Source organism: Janthinobacterium sp. HH106, from assembly GCF_001758725.1.
In the GTDB taxonomy this organism is placed as follows: Bacteria; Pseudomonadota; Gammaproteobacteria; order Burkholderiales; family Burkholderiaceae_D; genus Janthinobacterium.
The window spans coordinates 91397-108111 of the sequence record NZ_LRIC01000012.1 but is presented as its reverse complement, the minus strand read 5'-3'; the positions used below and the strand labels follow the sequence as shown (position 1 = coordinate 108111).

Annotated in this window: 14 protein-coding genes; 6 read left to right on the top strand and 8 right to left on the bottom strand. The window is 66.0% G+C overall.

Features of this window, described 5'->3' with window-relative positions; all coding sequences use genetic code 11:
* Nucleotides 1-3 precede the first annotated feature (3 nt).
* Genes JAB8_RS06560 through JAB8_RS06550 form a run of 3 tightly spaced genes read left to right on the top strand, consistent with a single transcriptional unit; the run spans nucleotide 4 to nucleotide 5082 of the window.
* A complete protein-coding gene (locus JAB8_RS06560; protein WP_070223300.1) occupies nucleotides 4-3096 on the top strand; it encodes a MexW/MexI family multidrug efflux RND transporter permease subunit in 3093 nt (1030 codons plus the stop codon).
* Nucleotides 3093-4481, top strand: coding sequence for a TolC family protein (locus JAB8_RS06555; RefSeq protein WP_070288933.1), 1389 nt, complete (start codon nucleotides 3093-3095; stop codon nucleotides 4479-4481). The genes JAB8_RS06560 and JAB8_RS06555 overlap by 4 nt, the downstream gene beginning before the upstream one ends.
* Before the next feature lie 25 nt (nucleotides 4482-4506).
* Nucleotides 4507-5082, top strand: coding sequence for a DUF1349 domain-containing protein (locus JAB8_RS06550; RefSeq protein ID WP_070288932.1), 576 nt, complete (start codon nucleotides 4507-4509; stop codon nucleotides 5080-5082).
* Between the two features lie 25 nt (nucleotides 5083-5107).
* On the opposite strand, the gene JAB8_RS06545 is transcribed toward JAB8_RS06550, so the two are convergent.
* From JAB8_RS06545 to JAB8_RS06535, 3 genes are all read right to left on the bottom strand, one after another.
* Complete coding sequence (locus JAB8_RS06545; protein ID WP_070288931.1) at nucleotides 5108-5452, bottom strand: hypothetical protein; 345 nt, start codon at nucleotides 5450-5452, stop codon at nucleotides 5108-5110.
* Nucleotides 5453-5564: 112 nt separating this feature from the next.
* Nucleotides 5565-5975: a DUF4440 domain-containing protein gene (locus tag JAB8_RS06540; protein WP_070288930.1), complete on the bottom strand. Its 411-nt coding sequence runs from the start codon at nucleotides 5973-5975 to the stop codon at nucleotides 5565-5567.
* Entirely contained in the window at nucleotides 5972-7393 is a 1422-nt protein-coding gene (locus JAB8_RS06535) for an MFS transporter (protein WP_070288929.1), read from the bottom strand. The genes JAB8_RS06540 and JAB8_RS06535 overlap by 4 nt, the downstream gene beginning before the upstream one ends.
* A gap of 123 nt (nucleotides 7394-7516) precedes the next feature.
* Between JAB8_RS06535 and JAB8_RS06530 the strand changes: the two genes are divergently transcribed.
* A complete protein-coding gene (locus tag JAB8_RS06530; protein WP_070223312.1) occupies nucleotides 7517-8419 on the top strand; it encodes a LysR family transcriptional regulator in 903 nt (300 codons plus the stop codon).
* A 115-nt stretch (nucleotides 8420-8534) separates the two neighbouring features.
* On the top strand, nucleotides 8535-9368 hold the full coding sequence (locus JAB8_RS06525; RefSeq protein WP_070288928.1) for a hypothetical protein: 834 nt from the start codon (nucleotides 8535-8537) through the stop codon (nucleotides 9366-9368).
* A 22-nt stretch (nucleotides 9369-9390) separates the two neighbouring features.
* Here JAB8_RS06525 and JAB8_RS06520 read toward each other — a convergent pair whose 3' ends face one another.
* The 4 genes from JAB8_RS06520 to JAB8_RS06505 all read right to left on the bottom strand — a co-directional run bounded on the left by JAB8_RS06520 (nucleotide 9391) and on the right by JAB8_RS06505 (nucleotide 13411).
* On the bottom strand, nucleotides 9391-10446 hold the full coding sequence (locus JAB8_RS06520) for a bifunctional nicotinamide-nucleotide adenylyltransferase/Nudix hydroxylase (protein ID WP_070288927.1): 1056 nt from the start codon (nucleotides 10444-10446) through the stop codon (nucleotides 9391-9393).
* Complete coding sequence (locus JAB8_RS06515) at nucleotides 10443-12158, bottom strand: NAD+ synthase (RefSeq protein WP_070288926.1); 1716 nt, start codon at nucleotides 12156-12158, stop codon at nucleotides 10443-10445. Before JAB8_RS06515 ends, JAB8_RS06520 begins: the two co-directional genes overlap by 4 nt.
* Before the next feature lie 96 nt (nucleotides 12159-12254).
* The gene (locus JAB8_RS06510) at nucleotides 12255-12770 is read right to left on the bottom strand and encodes a ClbS/DfsB family four-helix bundle protein (protein WP_275527878.1); all 516 of its coding nucleotides are present in this window, start codon (nucleotides 12768-12770) and stop codon (nucleotides 12255-12257) included.
* The gene (locus JAB8_RS06505) at nucleotides 12767-13411 is read right to left on the bottom strand and encodes a metalloregulator ArsR/SmtB family transcription factor (protein ID WP_070288925.1); all 645 of its coding nucleotides are present in this window, start codon (nucleotides 13409-13411) and stop codon (nucleotides 12767-12769) included. Before JAB8_RS06505 ends, JAB8_RS06510 begins: the two co-directional genes overlap by 4 nt.
* A 63-nt stretch (nucleotides 13412-13474) precedes the next feature.
* On the opposite strand from JAB8_RS06505, the gene JAB8_RS06500 reads away from it, so the two are divergent.
* Nucleotides 13475-13963 (top strand): DUF2938 domain-containing protein, encoded by a 489-nt coding sequence (locus tag JAB8_RS06500; RefSeq protein ID WP_070288924.1) that lies wholly within the window; start codon nucleotides 13475-13477, stop codon nucleotides 13961-13963.
* 9 nt (nucleotides 13964-13972) lie between these two features.
* On the opposite strand, the gene JAB8_RS06495 is transcribed toward JAB8_RS06500, so the two are convergent.
* Nucleotides 13973-16438, bottom strand: a complete 2466-nt coding sequence (locus tag JAB8_RS06495; RefSeq protein ID WP_254679461.1) for a DUF3772 domain-containing protein — start codon at nucleotides 16436-16438, stop codon at nucleotides 13973-13975.
* Nucleotides 16439-16715: the final 277 nt, after the last annotated feature.

The following is a 16715-nucleotide window of genomic DNA, read 5'->3' as shown; positions in this document are numbered from 1 at the left end:
ACAATGAAATTTACCGACTTGTTTGTGCGCCGCCCCGTGCTGGCGCTGGTGATCAGCACCCTGATTTTGATGCTGGGCGTGATCGCCATCCTGCAACTGCCGATACGCCAGTATCCGATGCTCGAATCATCGACCATCACGGTGAAAACCACGTATCCGGGCGCCTCGGCGGAACTGATGCAGGGTTTTGTCACGCAGCCGATCGCGCAAGCCGTGTCGTCCGTGGAAGGCATCGATTACCTGACCTCGTCGTCGGTGCAGGGCAGCAGCACCGTCACCGTGCGCATGGAACTGAACCGCGATTCCACGCAGGCGTTGACGGAAGTGATGGCCAAGGTCAACCAGGTGCGCTACAAGCTGCCCGAAGGTGCTTTTGACCCCGTCATCGAGCGCTCGGCCGGCGATTCCTCGGCCGTGGCCTACGTGGGCTTTGCCAGCGAGAGCGTCTCGGCGCCCGCGCTGACGGACTACCTGGCGCGCGTGGTGCAGCCGATGTTCGCCACCATCGACGGCGTGGCCAAGGTCGACGTGTATGGCGGCCAGCAGCTGGCCATGCGTTTGTGGATCGACCCGGCAAAATTAGCGGCGCGCGGCTTGACGGCGGCCGACGTGGCCGACGCCGTGCGGCGCAATAACTACCAGGCGGCACCGGGCAAGGTGAAGGGACAATTCGTCGTCTCCAACATCAGCGTCAACACGGATCTGACCAGCGTGGCCGAGTTCCGCGACATGGTCATCCGCAAGGGCGGCGATGACAGCGCGTCGCTCGTGCGCCTGAAGGACGTGGGCACGGTGGAACTGGGCGCGGCCGCCACGGAAACGAGCGGCATCATGGATGGCGTGCCGGCCGTGTACCTGGGCCTGTCGCCCACGCCCGGCGGCAACCCGCTGGTGATCGTCGACGGCATCAAGAAGCTGCTGCCCGAGATCCAGAAAACCCTGCCACCCGGTGTGAAAGTGGAGCTGGCGTTCGAGACGGCGCGCTTCATCCAGTCATCCATCGACGAGGTGGCGCACACCCTGCTCGAAGCGCTGCTGATCGTCGTCATCGTCATCTACCTGTGCATGGGTTCCCTGCGCTCCGTGCTGATTCCCGTCGTGACGATTCCGCTGTCGATGCTGGGCGCGGCGGCGCTGATGCTGGCCTTCGGCTTCAGCATCAATCTGCTCACCCTGCTGGCGATGGTGCTGGCCGTGGGCCTGGTGGTCGACGACGCCATCGTCGTGGTGGAAAACGTGCACCGGCATATCGAGGAGGGCAAGACGCCCGTGGCCGCCGCGCTGGTCGGTGCGCGCGAAGTGGCCGGCCCCGTGATCGCCATGACGATCACGCTGGCGGCCGTGTATGCGCCGATCGGCATGATGGGGGGCCTCACGGGAGCGCTGTTCAAGGAATTCGCGCTGACCCTGGCCGGCGCCGTGGTGGTGTCGGGTGTGGTGGCATTGACCTTGTCGCCCGTGATGAGCTCCTTGCTGCTGCAGCCGAAACAATCGGAAGGGCGCATGGCCCGCGCCGCCGAGCATTTCTTCGAAGGTTTGACCAGCCGCTATGCGCGCCTGCTGGACCGCTCGCTGCACCACCGCTGGCTCAGTGCCGGTTTCGCCGCGCTGGTGATGGTGAGCCTGCCCTTTTTGTACCTGCTGCCGCAGCGCGAACTGGCGCCGGCGGAAGACCAGGCCAGCGTGCTGACGGCGATCAAGGCGCCGCAGCATGCCAACCTCGATTACGTCGAACGCTTTTCCTACAAGCTCGATGCCATCTACAAGCATATCCCCGAAACGCACTCGCGCTGGATCATCAACGGCGGCGAAGGTCCGGCATCGAGCATCGGCGGCATCAACCTGACGCCGTGGGCCGAACGCGCGCGCAACGCGGCCGTCATCCAGGCCGAACTCCAGCACGCCGTGGGCGACGTGGAAGGCACGAGCATCTTCGCCTTCCAGCTGGCGCCCTTGCCGGGATCGAGCGGCGGCTTGCCCGTGCAGATGGTCTTGCGCAGCGCGCAGGATTACGCCACCCTGTTCCGCACCATGGAAGACGTCAAGCAGCGCGCGCGCGACAGCGGCCTGTTTGCCGTCGTCGACAGCGACCTCGATTACAACAACCCCGTGGTGAAAGTGCGCGTGGACCGCTCAAAAGCCAACAGCCTGGGCATCCGCATGCAGGACATCGGCGAATCGCTGGCCGTGCTGGTGGGCGAAAATTATTTGAACCGCTTCGGCATGGATGGCCGCGCCTATGACGTCATCGCGCAAAGCCCGCGCGAACAGCGACTCACGGCGCAAGCCCTGACGCAGCAGTACGTGCGCGCCGACGACGGCAGCCTGCTGCCCCTGTCCGCCGTCGTCTCGGTGAGCGAACAGATCGAGCCGAACATGCTGACGCAGTTCAACCAGCAAAACGCGGCCACCTTCCAGGGCGTGCCGGCGCCCGGCGTGACCCTGGGCGACGCCGTCGCCTTCCTCGATGGCGTGGCGAAAACCCTGCCGCCCGGCTTCAGCTACGACTGGCAGTCCGATGCGCGCCAGTTCGCCACGGAAGGCAATGCCCTGCTGCTGGCCTTCCTGGCGGCCGTCGTCGTCATCTACCTGGTGCTGGCGGCCCAGTACGAAAGCCTGACGGACCCGCTGATCATCCTGATCACGGTACCGCTGTCGATTTGCGGCGCCCTGATTCCGCTGGCGCTCGGCTACGCCACCGTCAACATCTACACGCAGATCGGCCTGGTGACCCTGATCGGCTTGATCAGCAAGCACGGCATCCTGATGGTGGAATTTGCCAACGAATTGCAGGTGCATGAACAGCTCGACCGCATCACGGCCATCCGCAAGGCGGCGCAGATCCGCCTGCGCCCGATCTTGATGACGACGGCCGCCATGGTGGTGGGCCTGGTGCCGCTGCTGTTCGCTTCCGGCGCGGGCGCCAACAGCCGCTTCGGTCTCGGTGTCGTGATCGTCTCGGGCATGTTGATCGGCACCTTCTTCACCCTGTTCGTGCTGCCCACCGTGTACACCTTTCTGGCCCGCCGCCACACGGCCGACCATGCCACGCCGCGCGCCCGCGACCTGTCGCAGGCGCTGAAGGAATCCGTATGAAAAATTACCGCTATCTTATTGCCCTTTTCCCCGTGCTGGCCGGCTGCGCCGTCAGCCCCGCCTACGTCACGCCGGGCACGCCCGCCATCACCCTGGCCAGCCCGCAGCAAGCGCAATTCGCAGCTGGCACGGGCGCCGTCAGCGAGGCCGCGTGGTGGACGTTTTTCGATGATGCACGGCTGTCGCAGCTGATCGCCAGCGCGCTCGCACACAACCTCGATATCGCGCAGGCGCAGGCCAACCTGCTGGCCGCGCGCGCCGTCTTCGACGAGCGCCGGCTCGATGAACTGCCCGCTGTCACGGGGCAGGCGGGCTGGCAGCGCACGGTGCAGCAGGACACACCCGATAGCCGCACCGCCAGCGCCAGCACGCGCGTGGGATTCGACGCGCAATGGGAGATCGACCTGTTCGGCCGCCTCGCGCACATGAGCCGTTCGGCGCAGGCGCGCGCCGATGCGGCGCAGGCGGACTTGCGGCAAGTGCGGCTGACGATCGCCGCCGAGGTGGCGCGCAATTACTACGAGGCGCTGGGCTACCAGCAAAACCTGGCGCTGACGCAGGCGCAGGTGCAAAGCTGGCGCGACACGGTGGCATTGATCGACGCGCGCATCCGTGCCGGCAGCGGCTTGCCGGAAGAACGCCACAACGCACTGGCCAACCTGGCGCGCAGCGAGGCGGCATTGCCACCGTTGCAGGCGGGCTTGCGCCAGGCGCAGTACCGGCTCGATGTGCTGAGCGGGCAAGCGCCTGGCGCCATCGCGCTGGCGACCACACCGCGCCAGCAGGCGCCGCTGGCGGGCCAGCTGCCGCTCGGCGACGTGAATCAGCTGATCAAGCAGCGGCCCGACGTGGTGCGCGCCGAGCGCCTGCTGGCCGCCTCCAGCGAAGACGTGGGTGCCGCCACGGCCGACCTGTATCCGCGTCTGAGCCTCGGCGGTTTCCTGGGCTTCTTTGCCCTGCGCGGCAGCGGCGTGTTCGATGGCGGCGCGCGCGCCTTTGAGGTGGCGCCCTCCGTCAGCTATCCGGCCTTCCGCCTGGGCAGCGTCAGGGCGCGCTTGCGCGGCACGCAGGCCGAGGCGCAGGGCGCCCTGGCGCGCTATGAACACACGATGTTATTGGCGCAGGAAGACGTGGAAAACGCCGTCACGCAGCTGGCGGAAAACCAGACGCGATTGGCCTCCCTGCTGGAATCGGCGCGCCACGGCAACGCGGCCCTCGGCATCGCCAGCACGCGCTATGCGGGCGGCGGTGGCAGCTATCAGGCCGTGCTGGAAAACCAGCGCGCCTTGTACGATATCCGGCGCGAAGCGCTGCTGGCGGAGACGGCGTCCTACATCGATGCGATTGCCCTGTACAAGGCGCTGGGATGGGGGCAAACTATGTAGCATTTTTCGATCAGGAGGAAATCCGATGTTCACGCAAGGCAGCTGGCTCAATCCACCGGAAAACTGGTCCGCCGACGCCGCGCAGCTGCGCGTGACGACGGATGCGAACACGGATTTCTGGCGCAAGACCTCGTATGGTTTTATCCGCGACAGCGGCCACTTTTTCGGCACGGAAGTCGATGGCGATTTCACGGCGCAGCTGCACGTGGCCGCGCAGTACGCGGCGCTGTACGACCAGGCCGGCATGATGGTGCGCATCGACGAGCAACACTGGATCAAATGCGGCGTCGAATTTTCCGACGGCCAGCTGCTGTTGAGCACCGTGCTGACGGTGGATAAATCGGATTGGGCCGTCAGCATCGCGCCCGCCATGCCGGACGGTTTCTGGCTGCGCGTGACGGTGGAAAAGGGCGTCATCCGGGTGCAGTATTCGACCGATGGCAAGCTGTGGCCGCTGCTGCGCCTGGCGCCGTTTCCCGAGGCCAGCCACTACCGCGTGGGGCCCATGTGCTGCACGCCGGAACGCGGCGGACTCGAGGTGGTTTTTTCGCAGTTTTCCACCGCCCCCGCGCGGCACAAAGCGCTGCATGATTTGAGCTGATTTTCCAGCATAAAATCGCCGCTGTTCATTCGTGCTGGTTGAGCGAACGGTGGACGTCTTTCGACTCGTTGCGGCCCGGCCTGTCGTCGGCCAGTTTGCCCGCTGCGCTGTGCGGCTGCTGGGACACGCCCTTGACGTGCTCGCGGTGCTCCGGCTGGCCCAGGGTGGGCAGGTTTTCCTGTTCCACGGCATCGGGCGCGCCCTGCGGCGTGATCACATTGTTCGCCCAGTGGCCGCTGGCGACATTGCCGCTGGCAGGCTTGCCGCCGCCCTGGTTGGCATAGGCGTCGCCATCCGCTTGCGCGGCAGCGGTCTTGTCCATGCCGCTATTGCGGGCCTGGTCTGCGGGCTTCGAGGGGGTATCGTTCATTGCGCTTCTCCTGCCAATAGTCGATAAAATCCCATCTTGAACCGATAATTCCTACTGCGCAGCCAGCGCGCGGCTAGTCTTCCTGTAGGAAAATGCCGCGCGCGGTGCTGCTTTACGCGGCCGCCGGCGCCACCCACGTCTCGTGCAAATGGCGCCACAGCAGGGCGCCGCTGGCCGTTTTTTCATACACGACGGTGGACCAGCGCTCGGTGTTTTCCGCGCCGGGCAGCGACTGGAATTCGCGGTAGGACACGGTGGCGCCGGCCGCAGTTTCCTGTATCAGAACGAGATCCGAAATGCGCATCTGCAAGCCAGGACGGCTGGCGCCGGCGGCGCGGAAAAACGCCGCCAGGCCCGCGCCATCGAGCTGCTTGCCACCGGGCGCCACCATCGTGAAATCAGGCGAGAAACGCGCGAGCAAATCAGCGCAATGTTCGGGCGCCGTGGCTGCGCCGGAAAGCCATTCGCGGATCAGCACATGCGTGGATAAAACGTCGTCAAAATAAAGATTTGTAGCATTCATTTTTTGCTTGCTCCATGGTGATGTAACAGGTCGAGAACGGCGCGGTTGTCGATGCGCAGGCACAGCGCCAAAGGCAGCACGCACGCGCTGGCGGCCAAGGCAAAGCACCAGTGAAACACCTGCGCCGCGCGCGCATGCAGGGCAGGGTCGTCCAGCGATGCGATACCGTGCGCGGCCAGCAAGCCATTGAGCAGTACGCTGAGCAGCGCCACGCCCAGGCAAAAGCCCAGCTGGCGGTTGATATTCCACACGGCGCTGGCCTGGCTCAGCTGAGCGTCCGGCGTGCGCAAAAACGCCGTGCTTTGCGCCGTGCTGCTGCACAAGCCGCCGCCAAAACCCATCACGGCATAGGCGCCGGCCAGCCAGAATAACTGGCCCGCCGAGTCCACCCGCAGCAGCATCAGCATGCCCGCCGCCTGCAGCAGGGCGCCCGCGATGAACAGCGGCCGCGGCCCCACGCGGCGGTAGCTTTTACCGGTGAGCGAAATGGCCGCAAACGAGGCCAGCGCCCACGGCAGCATCAAGGCGCCCGCCGTCGATGCCGGCATGCCCAGCACGCCCTGCAGATACAGCATGGCCAGCAGGCTCACGCCCATGAACACGCCCGGCACCAGCAGGTACATCAGCATGGCAATGCGCAGCAGCGGCTCGGCGGCCAGGCGCAGGTTGAGCAGCGGCGTCGACTTGCGCAGCGCGCCGCGCACGTAGGCCCACGCGCAGGCGGCGCCCAGCGCCAGCACGCCGGCGCCGGTCAGCAACTCGCCCGGCGTACCGAGCATGGTCAAGCCCAGCAGCAGCAGCAATATCGCCGTGCTGCCCGCCAGCAGGCCGCCCACGTCGAGACGGGGCACGGCCGCGCGCGGCGGATCGGGACGCAGCCAGCAGGCGGCCAGCAGCAGCGCCAGCGCCGCGAACGGCACGTTCAAATAGAAAATCGCCCGCCACGACAGGCTGTCAACGATCACGCCACCCAATGCGGGCGACAGGGCGGGCGCCAGCAAGCCCACCAGCATGATGACGGAGGACAGGCCGGGGCGCTCCGCAGGTTGATACAGCTGGTAGGTCATGCTTTGCCCCAGCGGAATGAGCAAGCCGCCGCCGAGGCCCTGCACGCAGCGCCAGGCGATCAGCGCCTCAATCGAGGGCGCCAGGCCGGCGCCGATGCTCGCGCATAAAAAAGTTAGCAACGATGCCATGAACACGGTTTTGCTGCCATAACAGCCAGCCAGCCAGGCACTGGCGGGAATGACGATGGTCAGGCCGAGGATGTAGGCGGTGCTGATCCAGGCCAGCTGCGCCACCGAGGCGTGCAGGGCATGGCCGATGTCGGGGTAGGCGACGCTGGTGATGAACATGTTGATCAGGTCGACGAAAAACCCCAGCAGATAGATGGCCGCCACTTTTTTGCGATAGTCCATGGTGCTCCAAATGGCAAACGGCCAGCTTAAACGCCCATCGTCATTTGCGTAACGGGCCAGCGCCGATTACACTGTCAAACCTATTTTGACAAAGCCCTGCAAGCCGCATCTTTCTTTTTATCTATGATCAGTCTTGACCGCCTGGGTATTTTCATTGCCATCGTCGACGCCGGCTCCCTGACGGCTGCCGCCGCCGTGCTGGGCCAGAGCAAGGCCGTCGTCAGTTTTAATTTGAAACAGCTGGAGGCGGAACTGGGCGTGTCGCTGCTCACGCGCAGCACGCGCAGCCTGGCGCTGACGGACGTGGGACGACGCTTTTACGAGGATTGCCAGCGCGTGCTGAGCGAAGCGCATGGCGCCATCGAGACGGCGCGCCAGGGCCAGCAAGGCTTGCGCGGCACCTTGCGCCTGACCACCACCGTCGAATATGGCAGCCGCACGGTGATCCCCGCGCTGATCGCCTTTGCCGCCGCCCATCCGCAGTTGCAGATCCAGCATTCGTCGTCGTCGTCGCACGAAGATCTGATCTCGGGCCGCTATGACCTGGCCATCCGCATGGGTTCCCTCAACGATTCGAGTTACCGCGCCGCGCTGATCGAGCCGTACGCGATCTGGCCCGTCGCCTCGCCCGCCTACCTGGCCAGCCGGCCCGGCACGAAGATCGCCACCTTGGACGACTTGCAGCGCGCGCGCTGGCTGGCGCACAGCCGCCTGGCCTCGCCGCTGCGCTGGGACGTGCAGACACCCGACGGCCCCGCCGCCTTCGCCGTGCAGGACGACGCCGCCATCCATTCCGACTCCGCCTCGGCGCTGCTGGGCTTTGCCCTGGGCGGCTGCGGCGTGGCCCTGCTGCCGCAGTGGCTGGTGGAAGGGGAGGTGCGCGCGGGACGCCTGCGCCGTCTGCTGCCCGACGTCGTCTTCCCGGAACAGGGCGTGTATGCCGTGTATCCGAACACCCAGCATATTGCGGAAAAGGTGCGCGCCTTTATCGACTTTTTGCGCGCGTTCGTGGGCGCGCCCGACTGAGATTTCAATTCGTCAATATTTGATGAGGTCAACGATTTCCAAGGGGCAAACGGGCGCCCCTTTCGGTGTGTACGGCCTACACTGAAGGGACGTTGTTCATCGAATGGAGACCATCATGGCACATACATTGGCAGCAGTTTTCGCCGTGCGCGACATGGCCGAGCGCGCCCGGCACGACCTGATCACGGCGGGATTTCCCAGCGCCAACATCCGCCTGCACGATGCGGGCAGCGACGAATTTTCCGCCACGGAAAATATCCGCCGCGACGACAGCGACAGCCTGCTCGACAACATCAAGCATTTCTTCACGGACCTGTTCGGCAGCCACGCCGACCGCCACATCTATGCGGAAGCCGTGCGGCGCGGGCATGTCGTGCTGACCCTGGAAGGAGCAAGCGACGCCGATATCCAGCGCGCCACCGACCTCGTCGAGCGCTACGCGCCGCTCGACATCGATGCGCACGCCGAGCACTGGCGCGCCGGCGGCTGGCAAGGCGCGCCGCAAGACGACAGCGCGAGGCGCCAGGGCGCCAGCATGCAGTCCGGCGCGCCATCGCAGCAAGGCACGTCCGCCGGCAATATGAACGAGGCGCCAGGGTCGCAGCAGTTTGCCAGCGACATGGCGTCGCCGCCGCCGTCGTCCGGCGCGGGCGCCAACGTGCGCCGCTATCCCGGCGCCGATAACCTGCCCGGCACCAGCTACGACGACGAGCAGTACTACCGCAGCCACTGGAGCGCCACCTATGTCGCCACCGGCGCGCGCTTCGAGGACTACGATCCCGCCTACCGCTATGGCCATTCCATGGCCAACAGCGACAGCTACCGGGGCCGTCCATGGAACGAGGTGGAAGCGGACCTGCGTTCCACGTGGGAGCACACGTATCCCCAGTCGGCGTGGGACAACTTCAAGGCGGCCATCAAGCATGGCTGGGAACGCATGACGTCCTGACGCGCTGAGGGGTTTGCGCCCCTCAGCGCCCCTCTTGCGTGAGCTTGAGGAAGTGGTTCAGGATGTGGAAGTGGTCTTCGAAGAATTGCTCTTCCATGGCCGGCAGCGACGCCACGGGCACCCACTGCGCCAGCGCCGCGTCGTCGGCCGCCGTCACGGCCGGCAACTGGCGCGTCTTCAGGTCGAAATAATGCGCGTGCGTGATGGTACGCCCGCGCTGGCTGCGGTCCGGGTGGTCGAACACGGCCACGCCCACCAGCGCCTCGACGAGGGTGGGCGCCAGCACGCCCAGCTGGGTTTCTTCCGCCAGCTCGCGCAGTGCCCCCTGCAACAGCCGTTCGCGCGGCTCCAGAAAGCCGCCCGGCAAGGCCCACAGGCCCTTGCCCGGATAGCCGCCGCGGCGCACGAGCAGCACGTGGCCGCCCGTCTGCACCAGCGCATCGACGGTCGTGAAGATGGGCGCATACGGCGCCACTTTCCAGCGCGCCTTGTACGCTTCGATGGCACGGTATTCCTGCACCAGCGGCGCGTACCACGGCAGCAAGGTCCACGCTTTCAGATACTGGCCGATGGCCGCCGGCAGCAGCTGCGCCACGGCGCTCAGCGACACGTCGACGTCTTCCGCCTCGAACAGCACGTTGCGGATCGCCGTCGCGCCTATCGGTGCGCCAGGATCGATCTCCAGATTGAGCAGCTGCCAGTGGGGAAAGTGGTGCAGGTAATAACTGGTGGCGTCCTTGAAGCAGGCCACCAGGGCGATGCGCTGCGCCGTGGCCACGGCGCCCGCCACGGCGCGCCGCACGGCGTCGGCCCACAGGCCATCGTCGTAGTAATCGCGCACGGCCACGTAATGCACGCGCGCGCGCTGCGCCTCGGGCAGGGTGGCAGCGATCATAGCGGCCCGCTCTTGCCACGTAAACGGGTTCTTCGGGCTGCGCGCATGGAAGGCGGAACCGAGCACCACCACCACTTGCGCGGCCGTCGTCAGCGCCTTCTGCAGCAGGCCGGCATGGCCGTTATGAAAAGGCTGGAAACGGCCGATCAGGATGGCCGCGTCGGCGCCATAGGATAAGGTCATGCGTCGTCTCCGGTCGGGTAGTGGGCGGCGATCGGCAATTGACGGCCGCTGCCAAAGGCGCGCGAACGCACGCGGATGATGGGCGCCGCCTGGCGCCGTTTGTACTCGTTGCGGGCGACCATGCCGAGGATGCGCCTCACGAGCGCGCGCCCCTCGTCCGTCTCGCGCAGCTGGTCGACCAGGGTCAGCGCCTGCGCGCTTTCTTGCGCCGGCAGGCGACGCCCTTCGATATGCCATTTGAGGATTTCATCGAGCACGGGATACGGCGGCAAGCTGTCGGTGTCGCGCTGGCCCGGCGCCAGTTCCGCCGACGGCGGTTTCTCCAGCACGGCCACAGGAATCAGTTCGCGCCCGGCGCTGGCATTGATGTGGCGTGACAGGGCGAAGACCTCCGTTTTATACAGGTCGCCGATCAAGCCCAGTCCCCCATTCGTGTCGCCGTACAGGGTGCAGTAGCCGACCGAGATTTCGCTCTTGTTGCCGGTGGTGAGCAGCAGGGCGCCGAACGCGTTCGAGTATTCCATCAATATCGTGCCGCGCACCCTGGCCTGCAGGTTTTCCAGCGGCAGTCCCTGCAGCTTGCCGTCGAAGGCCGCCGCGTAGCCGGCTTCGTATTGCGCCACGATGTCGCGGATCGGGTGCGTGGACAGGGCGATGCCGAGGTTGGCGCACAGGGCGATGGAATCGGTGAGGGAGCCGGCGCTGGAAAACACGGACGGCATGGTGATCGCCACCACATTGTCGGCACCGAGCGCCTCGACGGCCAGGGCCAGGGTCAGCGCCGAATCGATGCCGCCCGAGCAGCCGACGACGACTTGCGTAAAGCGGCAGCGGCGCGCGTAGTCGCGCAAGCCGAGCACGATCTGGCAGCGCGCAAACTCCACGGCGGGGATGCCGTCCTGGTCCGGCACGGGAAACGCTGCGCCGTCCTTCTGCGCGAAACGCCCATCGGCAAAACGCAGCAATTGAAAATCCTCGACGAAGCGGGCCGCCTCGAATTGCACGCCGACGCCCGGCGAGATGGCGAACGAGGCGCCATCGAACACGAGCTGATCCTGGCCGCCCACCTGGTTGACGAACAGCAGGGGCAGGTTGACGCGCTGGCAGGCGGCGCCAAACACGGCGTGGCGCTGCGCGCGCTTGCCGATATCGGACGGGCTGGCGTTGATACTGACGATGAGATCGGGCCGCGCCGCATGCAAGGTTTCAAACGGGTTGACGGCGTAGGCGCGGCCGTCGTCGTTCCAGCCATCCTCGCAAATCATGAAACCGACCTTGCAGCCGGCGATATCGAGGGTGCAGGCGCCTGGCGGGCCCGGCTCGAAATGGCGGCCCTCGTCGAAGATGCCGTAGGTTGGCAGCAGCTGCTTGTAGTATTCGGCGACGATGCGCCCGTCGCGGATGGCCAGCAAGGCGTTGTAGAGGGGCTTGCCGACGCCGGGGTTGGGCCGCGCCGTGCCGATGACGGTGACCAGCGCCGGCCAGCGCGTGGACGCTTCCAGCAGCTTGTTCAGCGCCTGCTGCAGGCCGCGCAGGAAGGCGGCATCTTCGAACAGGTCGCCCGGGTAGTACGCGCACAGCGACAGTTCGGGGCACACGAGCAAGTCGGCGCCATCGCTGCTGGCGCGGGCCATGCGCGCGGTGATGGCGGCGACATTGGCGTCGAAGTCGCCCACGGTGGGATTCATCTGGGCGAGGGCGATGGTCAGCATGGTGATCCTTCAATTGGTTCCGCTTGAAACCACTATCCTGCCTGAAAAGTTTTCTGAGCGTACTGATGCAATCGTGCAAGCCTGCCGGTCGCTGCGCTACAAGGTCTTGCGCCAGGCCCGCAAGCGCGTGCACGCGTTCGCATACGGCGACGCCGTATTGAACTGAATCATGCGCCCCATCGTGTAATGCGTGTACCAGGGCTGGCCATACAATTGCGCGTCGTCGTGCGCGTCGACCAGCGCCAGCAGCTGGTTTTTCGCCTGCTCCAGGCGCTGCAGCAAGTCGTCCATGCCCAGTTCAGCATAGTCGGCATAAAAGCGCTGCGCCAGTTTCCCCAGAGCGTTCCACGTGAAACCTTCGGCGGGAAAGGCGATATCCTCGATGCGTTTGCCGTCGCGCAGCTGGGCGTGCCAGTGCAAGACCAGCTCGTTCCAGCCCACCAGATAGGCAAGCAGATCGCACACGCTCATGCGCGTGCCTTTCACTTGCCCCTCCAGCACGGGATCGCGTGCCAAGGCCGGCGGCACGCGTGCCAGCTCCTGCATCAGCTTGGCGTACGTGCTGTTGATGGCGTCGACCAGTTCCTGCTTGCTGTTCGGAATCGCCATCATGCCGCCTTCACGACAGGCAAGCCGGCCGCCTGCCAGGCGTCGTAGCCGCTGCCCAAACGGCGCGCCTGCAAGCCGTGCTGGCGCAGGGCCGCCACGGCTTGCACGGACAGCACGCAGTACGGGCCGCGGCAGTAGGCGGCGATCTCCGCGTTCGCGGGCAATTCGCCCAGGCGGCGCTGCAAGTCGTCAAACGGAATATTGATCGCGCCGGGCAAGTGGCCGGCGGCAAATTCCTGCGCGGGCCGCACGTCGAGCACGGTGATGCTGGCTTCCTGCATGCGTTCCCGCAGTTCGTCGCCCGTGATCGCTTCCACATGGTCGCCCCGGCCCAGCGCCTGCAACTCGCTGCGCTGGTGCTGCGCATACACGTCCAGCGCAGCGAGCAACTGCATGACAGGGCCGTTGCCGAGCCGGTACAACACGCGCTTGCCGTCGCGCCGCGCCTGCACGAAACCGGCGCGCCGCAACTGTTGCAAATGCTGCGAGGTATTCGCCATGGACAAACCCGTCAACTCCACCAGCTGCTCCACCGCATACTCGCCGTGCGCGATCTGCTCGAGCAGGCGCAAGCGCGGCGCGCTGCCTAAAATATGGGCAAACCCGGCAGAACCGGCAAGCAATTCAATATCGGCATTTTTCATTGACACAATGCTAGCACCCTTATAACATTCAAGCAATCAATTGAATGTTATAAGGGAGACACGATGCAAATACTCTGGCTCGATGCCCTGGCGATCGGCGTGGGCGCGACGGCAGTGATGGATGTGTGGGCGGTGGCATTAAAGCGCTTCTGGTGCATACCCTCACTGAACTTGGCGATGGTGGGACGCTGGCTCGGCCATATTCCGCGCGGTACCTTCACCCACGTCAACATCGCCCAGGCGGCGCCCGTGCGCGATGAAGCCATCCTGGGCTGGACGGCCCATTACGCCATCGGCGTGCTGTTTGCGGCCGTGCTGCTGGCGCTGGTGGGACGGGAGTGGGTGCAAGGGCCGACGTTCGCGCCGGCCTTGCTGGCGGGCCTGGTGAGCGTGGCCGCGCCGTTTTGCATCTTGCAGCCGGGCATGGGCGCCGGCCTGGCCGCCAGCAAGACGCCGCATCCGGCGGCCGCCCGCCTGCGCAGCCTGATAGCCCACACGGCGTTCGGCATCGGCCTGTACCTGGCGGCCCTGCTGTGGTCGACCGTGCGCTGACTTGTCCGGCTAGCTCGTCAGCGGCGGCACGGGCGCCGGTGCCGGTGCGGCGGCCACCGCTGACATGGCCGGCGCCTCGGGCTGCGCCGGCAAGGTGCTCAGCACCATCGTGCTGGGCTTAGCGATCGCGATGTGCGCATCGTCCAGGCGCTTGAGCAGTTCGAACAGCAGCGCGCTGCGGATGCCCGACGTCAGGCGCGGCGACGAGGCAAAGCCGGTGGCGTTGAACAACAACAGGCCATTGTCGATGCCATCGAGCTGCACGCTGGGCGCCGGCGTATCGAGCACGTCGGGATTGTCGACAAAGACGGACAGGATCAGCGCGCGCGCCTCCTGCGCATCCGTGCCCAGCGGCAGCGGCAGCTTGACTTGCACCAGGCCCAGCGGATTGGCCAGCGTGACATTGCGCACCGTCTTGGTAATGAATTCCGAGTTCGGCACGATCACTGTCGAACGGTCGCTCAGCTGAATTTCCGTGGCGCGCACATTGATGCGGCGGATATCGCCCTCCACGCCGCCGAGCGAGACCCAGTCGCCCACTTTCACAGGGCGCTCGGCCAGCAGGATCAAGCCGGAAACGAAGTTCTGCACCACCGCCTGCAAGCCGAAACCGATACCCACCGACAAGGCCGACGCCACCCAGGCGATGCGTTCCAGGCCGATGCCGGCCGCCGACAGGGCCAGCGCCACGGCCAGCACGCCGCCGATGTAGCCGAACAGGGTGATGAACGACACTTGCATGCCCGTATCGAGATTGGTGGTCGGCAAATAACTGTTTTGCAGCCAGCGCTTGAACAGGCCCAGCGCGATAAAGCCGACGACCAGCACCAGCAGCGCCTGGATCATGGCGGCCGGGCGGATCGCCACCTCGCCGATGGCCAGGCCATCCTGCAGCTTGCCCACGCGCTGGAACAGCTCGCCCGGACCTTCGCCAAACGGTGCCAGCAGCAGCATCAGGGCCAGCAGCACGACGATGGCGCGGCCGATGCCCGACAGCAGCACGGCCGCCTGGTCGCGCGCCTTGGGCGTGGCCAGCACAGGATGGGCGGCGTCCGGCGGCGGCGGGGTCGAGGCCAGCAGCATGCAGATATCGTCGACCAGCACCGTCAGCAGATAGGTGCTGCACAGCACCACGATGACCCAGGCGATTTGCTTGGCAATAAAACTGCCGAACGCCACATAGCCGACCAGCAAGCTGATGACGCTCGATGCCAGCGCCAGCCACAGCAGCACCGTGACGCAGCGCAGCCACAGCGGCGTGACCAGGGTGGCGGGATCGGCCTCGCGCAACTGGCGCCAGCAGCGCTCGGCGCGCATCAGGCCGTAGGCGATGGTCGTGCTCATCACCAGGGCGACGATGCAGTTGACGGCCACGGCCGTCGACAGACCCGCATTGATGACGATGGTGACCCGTTCCGTGGCCCACACGAGCACGACGATGAAGGAAAACATCGATGGAAAATTGCGCATGCGGTGCGCCAGCGCATCGGGCAGGGGCAGCAAGCGCCACGATACACGGCGCGGCGACAGCAGCGCGTGGCCGAGCCCTGCCGTAAAGCCGGCAAAACAGATGATGCCGATCAAGCTGCTGAGGAAAGTCGAGGTTTTTTCGGACAGACCGCCATCCCAGCGCAGCCCCATGGCCAGCAATTCGGCCACCAGGCCCGGCGTGGCCGCCGCCAGCACCAGCACGGCCAGCGCATGCAGCGAACGGCGCAAACGGCCATGCGGCACGCGCGTGGCCGTGATCACCAACAGATAGCGCGAAGCCCAGACGCTGGCGCCGAACACGGCCACGATGCCGGCCAGCAAGCCACCCCAGGCCGACCACGGCGTGGCGCTTGCCGCGTTCGTCAATTCCCCCTCCAGCGCCCGCAGGCGCTGCAGATTCTGCGGCAATTCCGCATGCAGTTGCTTCCAGAACGAGCCGGCCAGTATCGACGCCGTGCGTTCACCCAGGCGCGCCTGCAACTGCGCGCGGCGCACCGTCGACACTTGCTCCGACGCCTGCGTCGCTTCCACGGCCAGCAAGCGCGCCAATTTCACCTGCGCATCGAGCGCGCTGCTGGTGCGGTCCAGCTGGCTGCGCTGGGCCGCCACGTCGGGGGCGTCTTTCGTGCCCGCCGCCGGCTTGCCCAGCTCGGCCAGCCGCGCCTGCACGCTCGACAGCGTAGGCACGAGCGCATCGGCCACCTTGTCGGCCTCGGCGCTGGCCGCCAGCGCATCGGCGCGCATCTGCGACAGGGTCGCGTCATCGAGTTCCGCCTCGCCATCGAGCGCCTTCTGGATGGTTGTAATCTGCTTGCGCAAGCCGTCGAGGCGCTGGTCGGCCGTGGCGGCGTCATCGACGGGTTGCGCCCAGGCGGCAGGTGTGGATAAGGAACAAGCCAGGAGCAGGCTCAATAGCAGCGGCAGCAGCCAGCCGCGCCAGCGCGGGCGCGCGGACAAACAGTGGGGGGTACGGAATGAAATCATGCGGTCCTATGGGCCAGGTGAGACAAGTGGTATCAAGACGGCATCGCACCGGCGTGCGCGGCTGTGAAATGCCTCTGCAGGGGGCCGGAAACGACGGGTAGTACGGGAGTTGCTGAACTGTACGGCAAACATCGACAGACTAGCGCACTCCTGCGATCGCTGACGGATATTTTCGTGCGGCAAGAGCAAGCCCGTGCCAGCCAGCGGCCGCAGGGCGCCATTTCCATCCCGTATCATGCCCGTCCGGCGGCCCGCAAAAGCGGCGGCCAGGGGACCG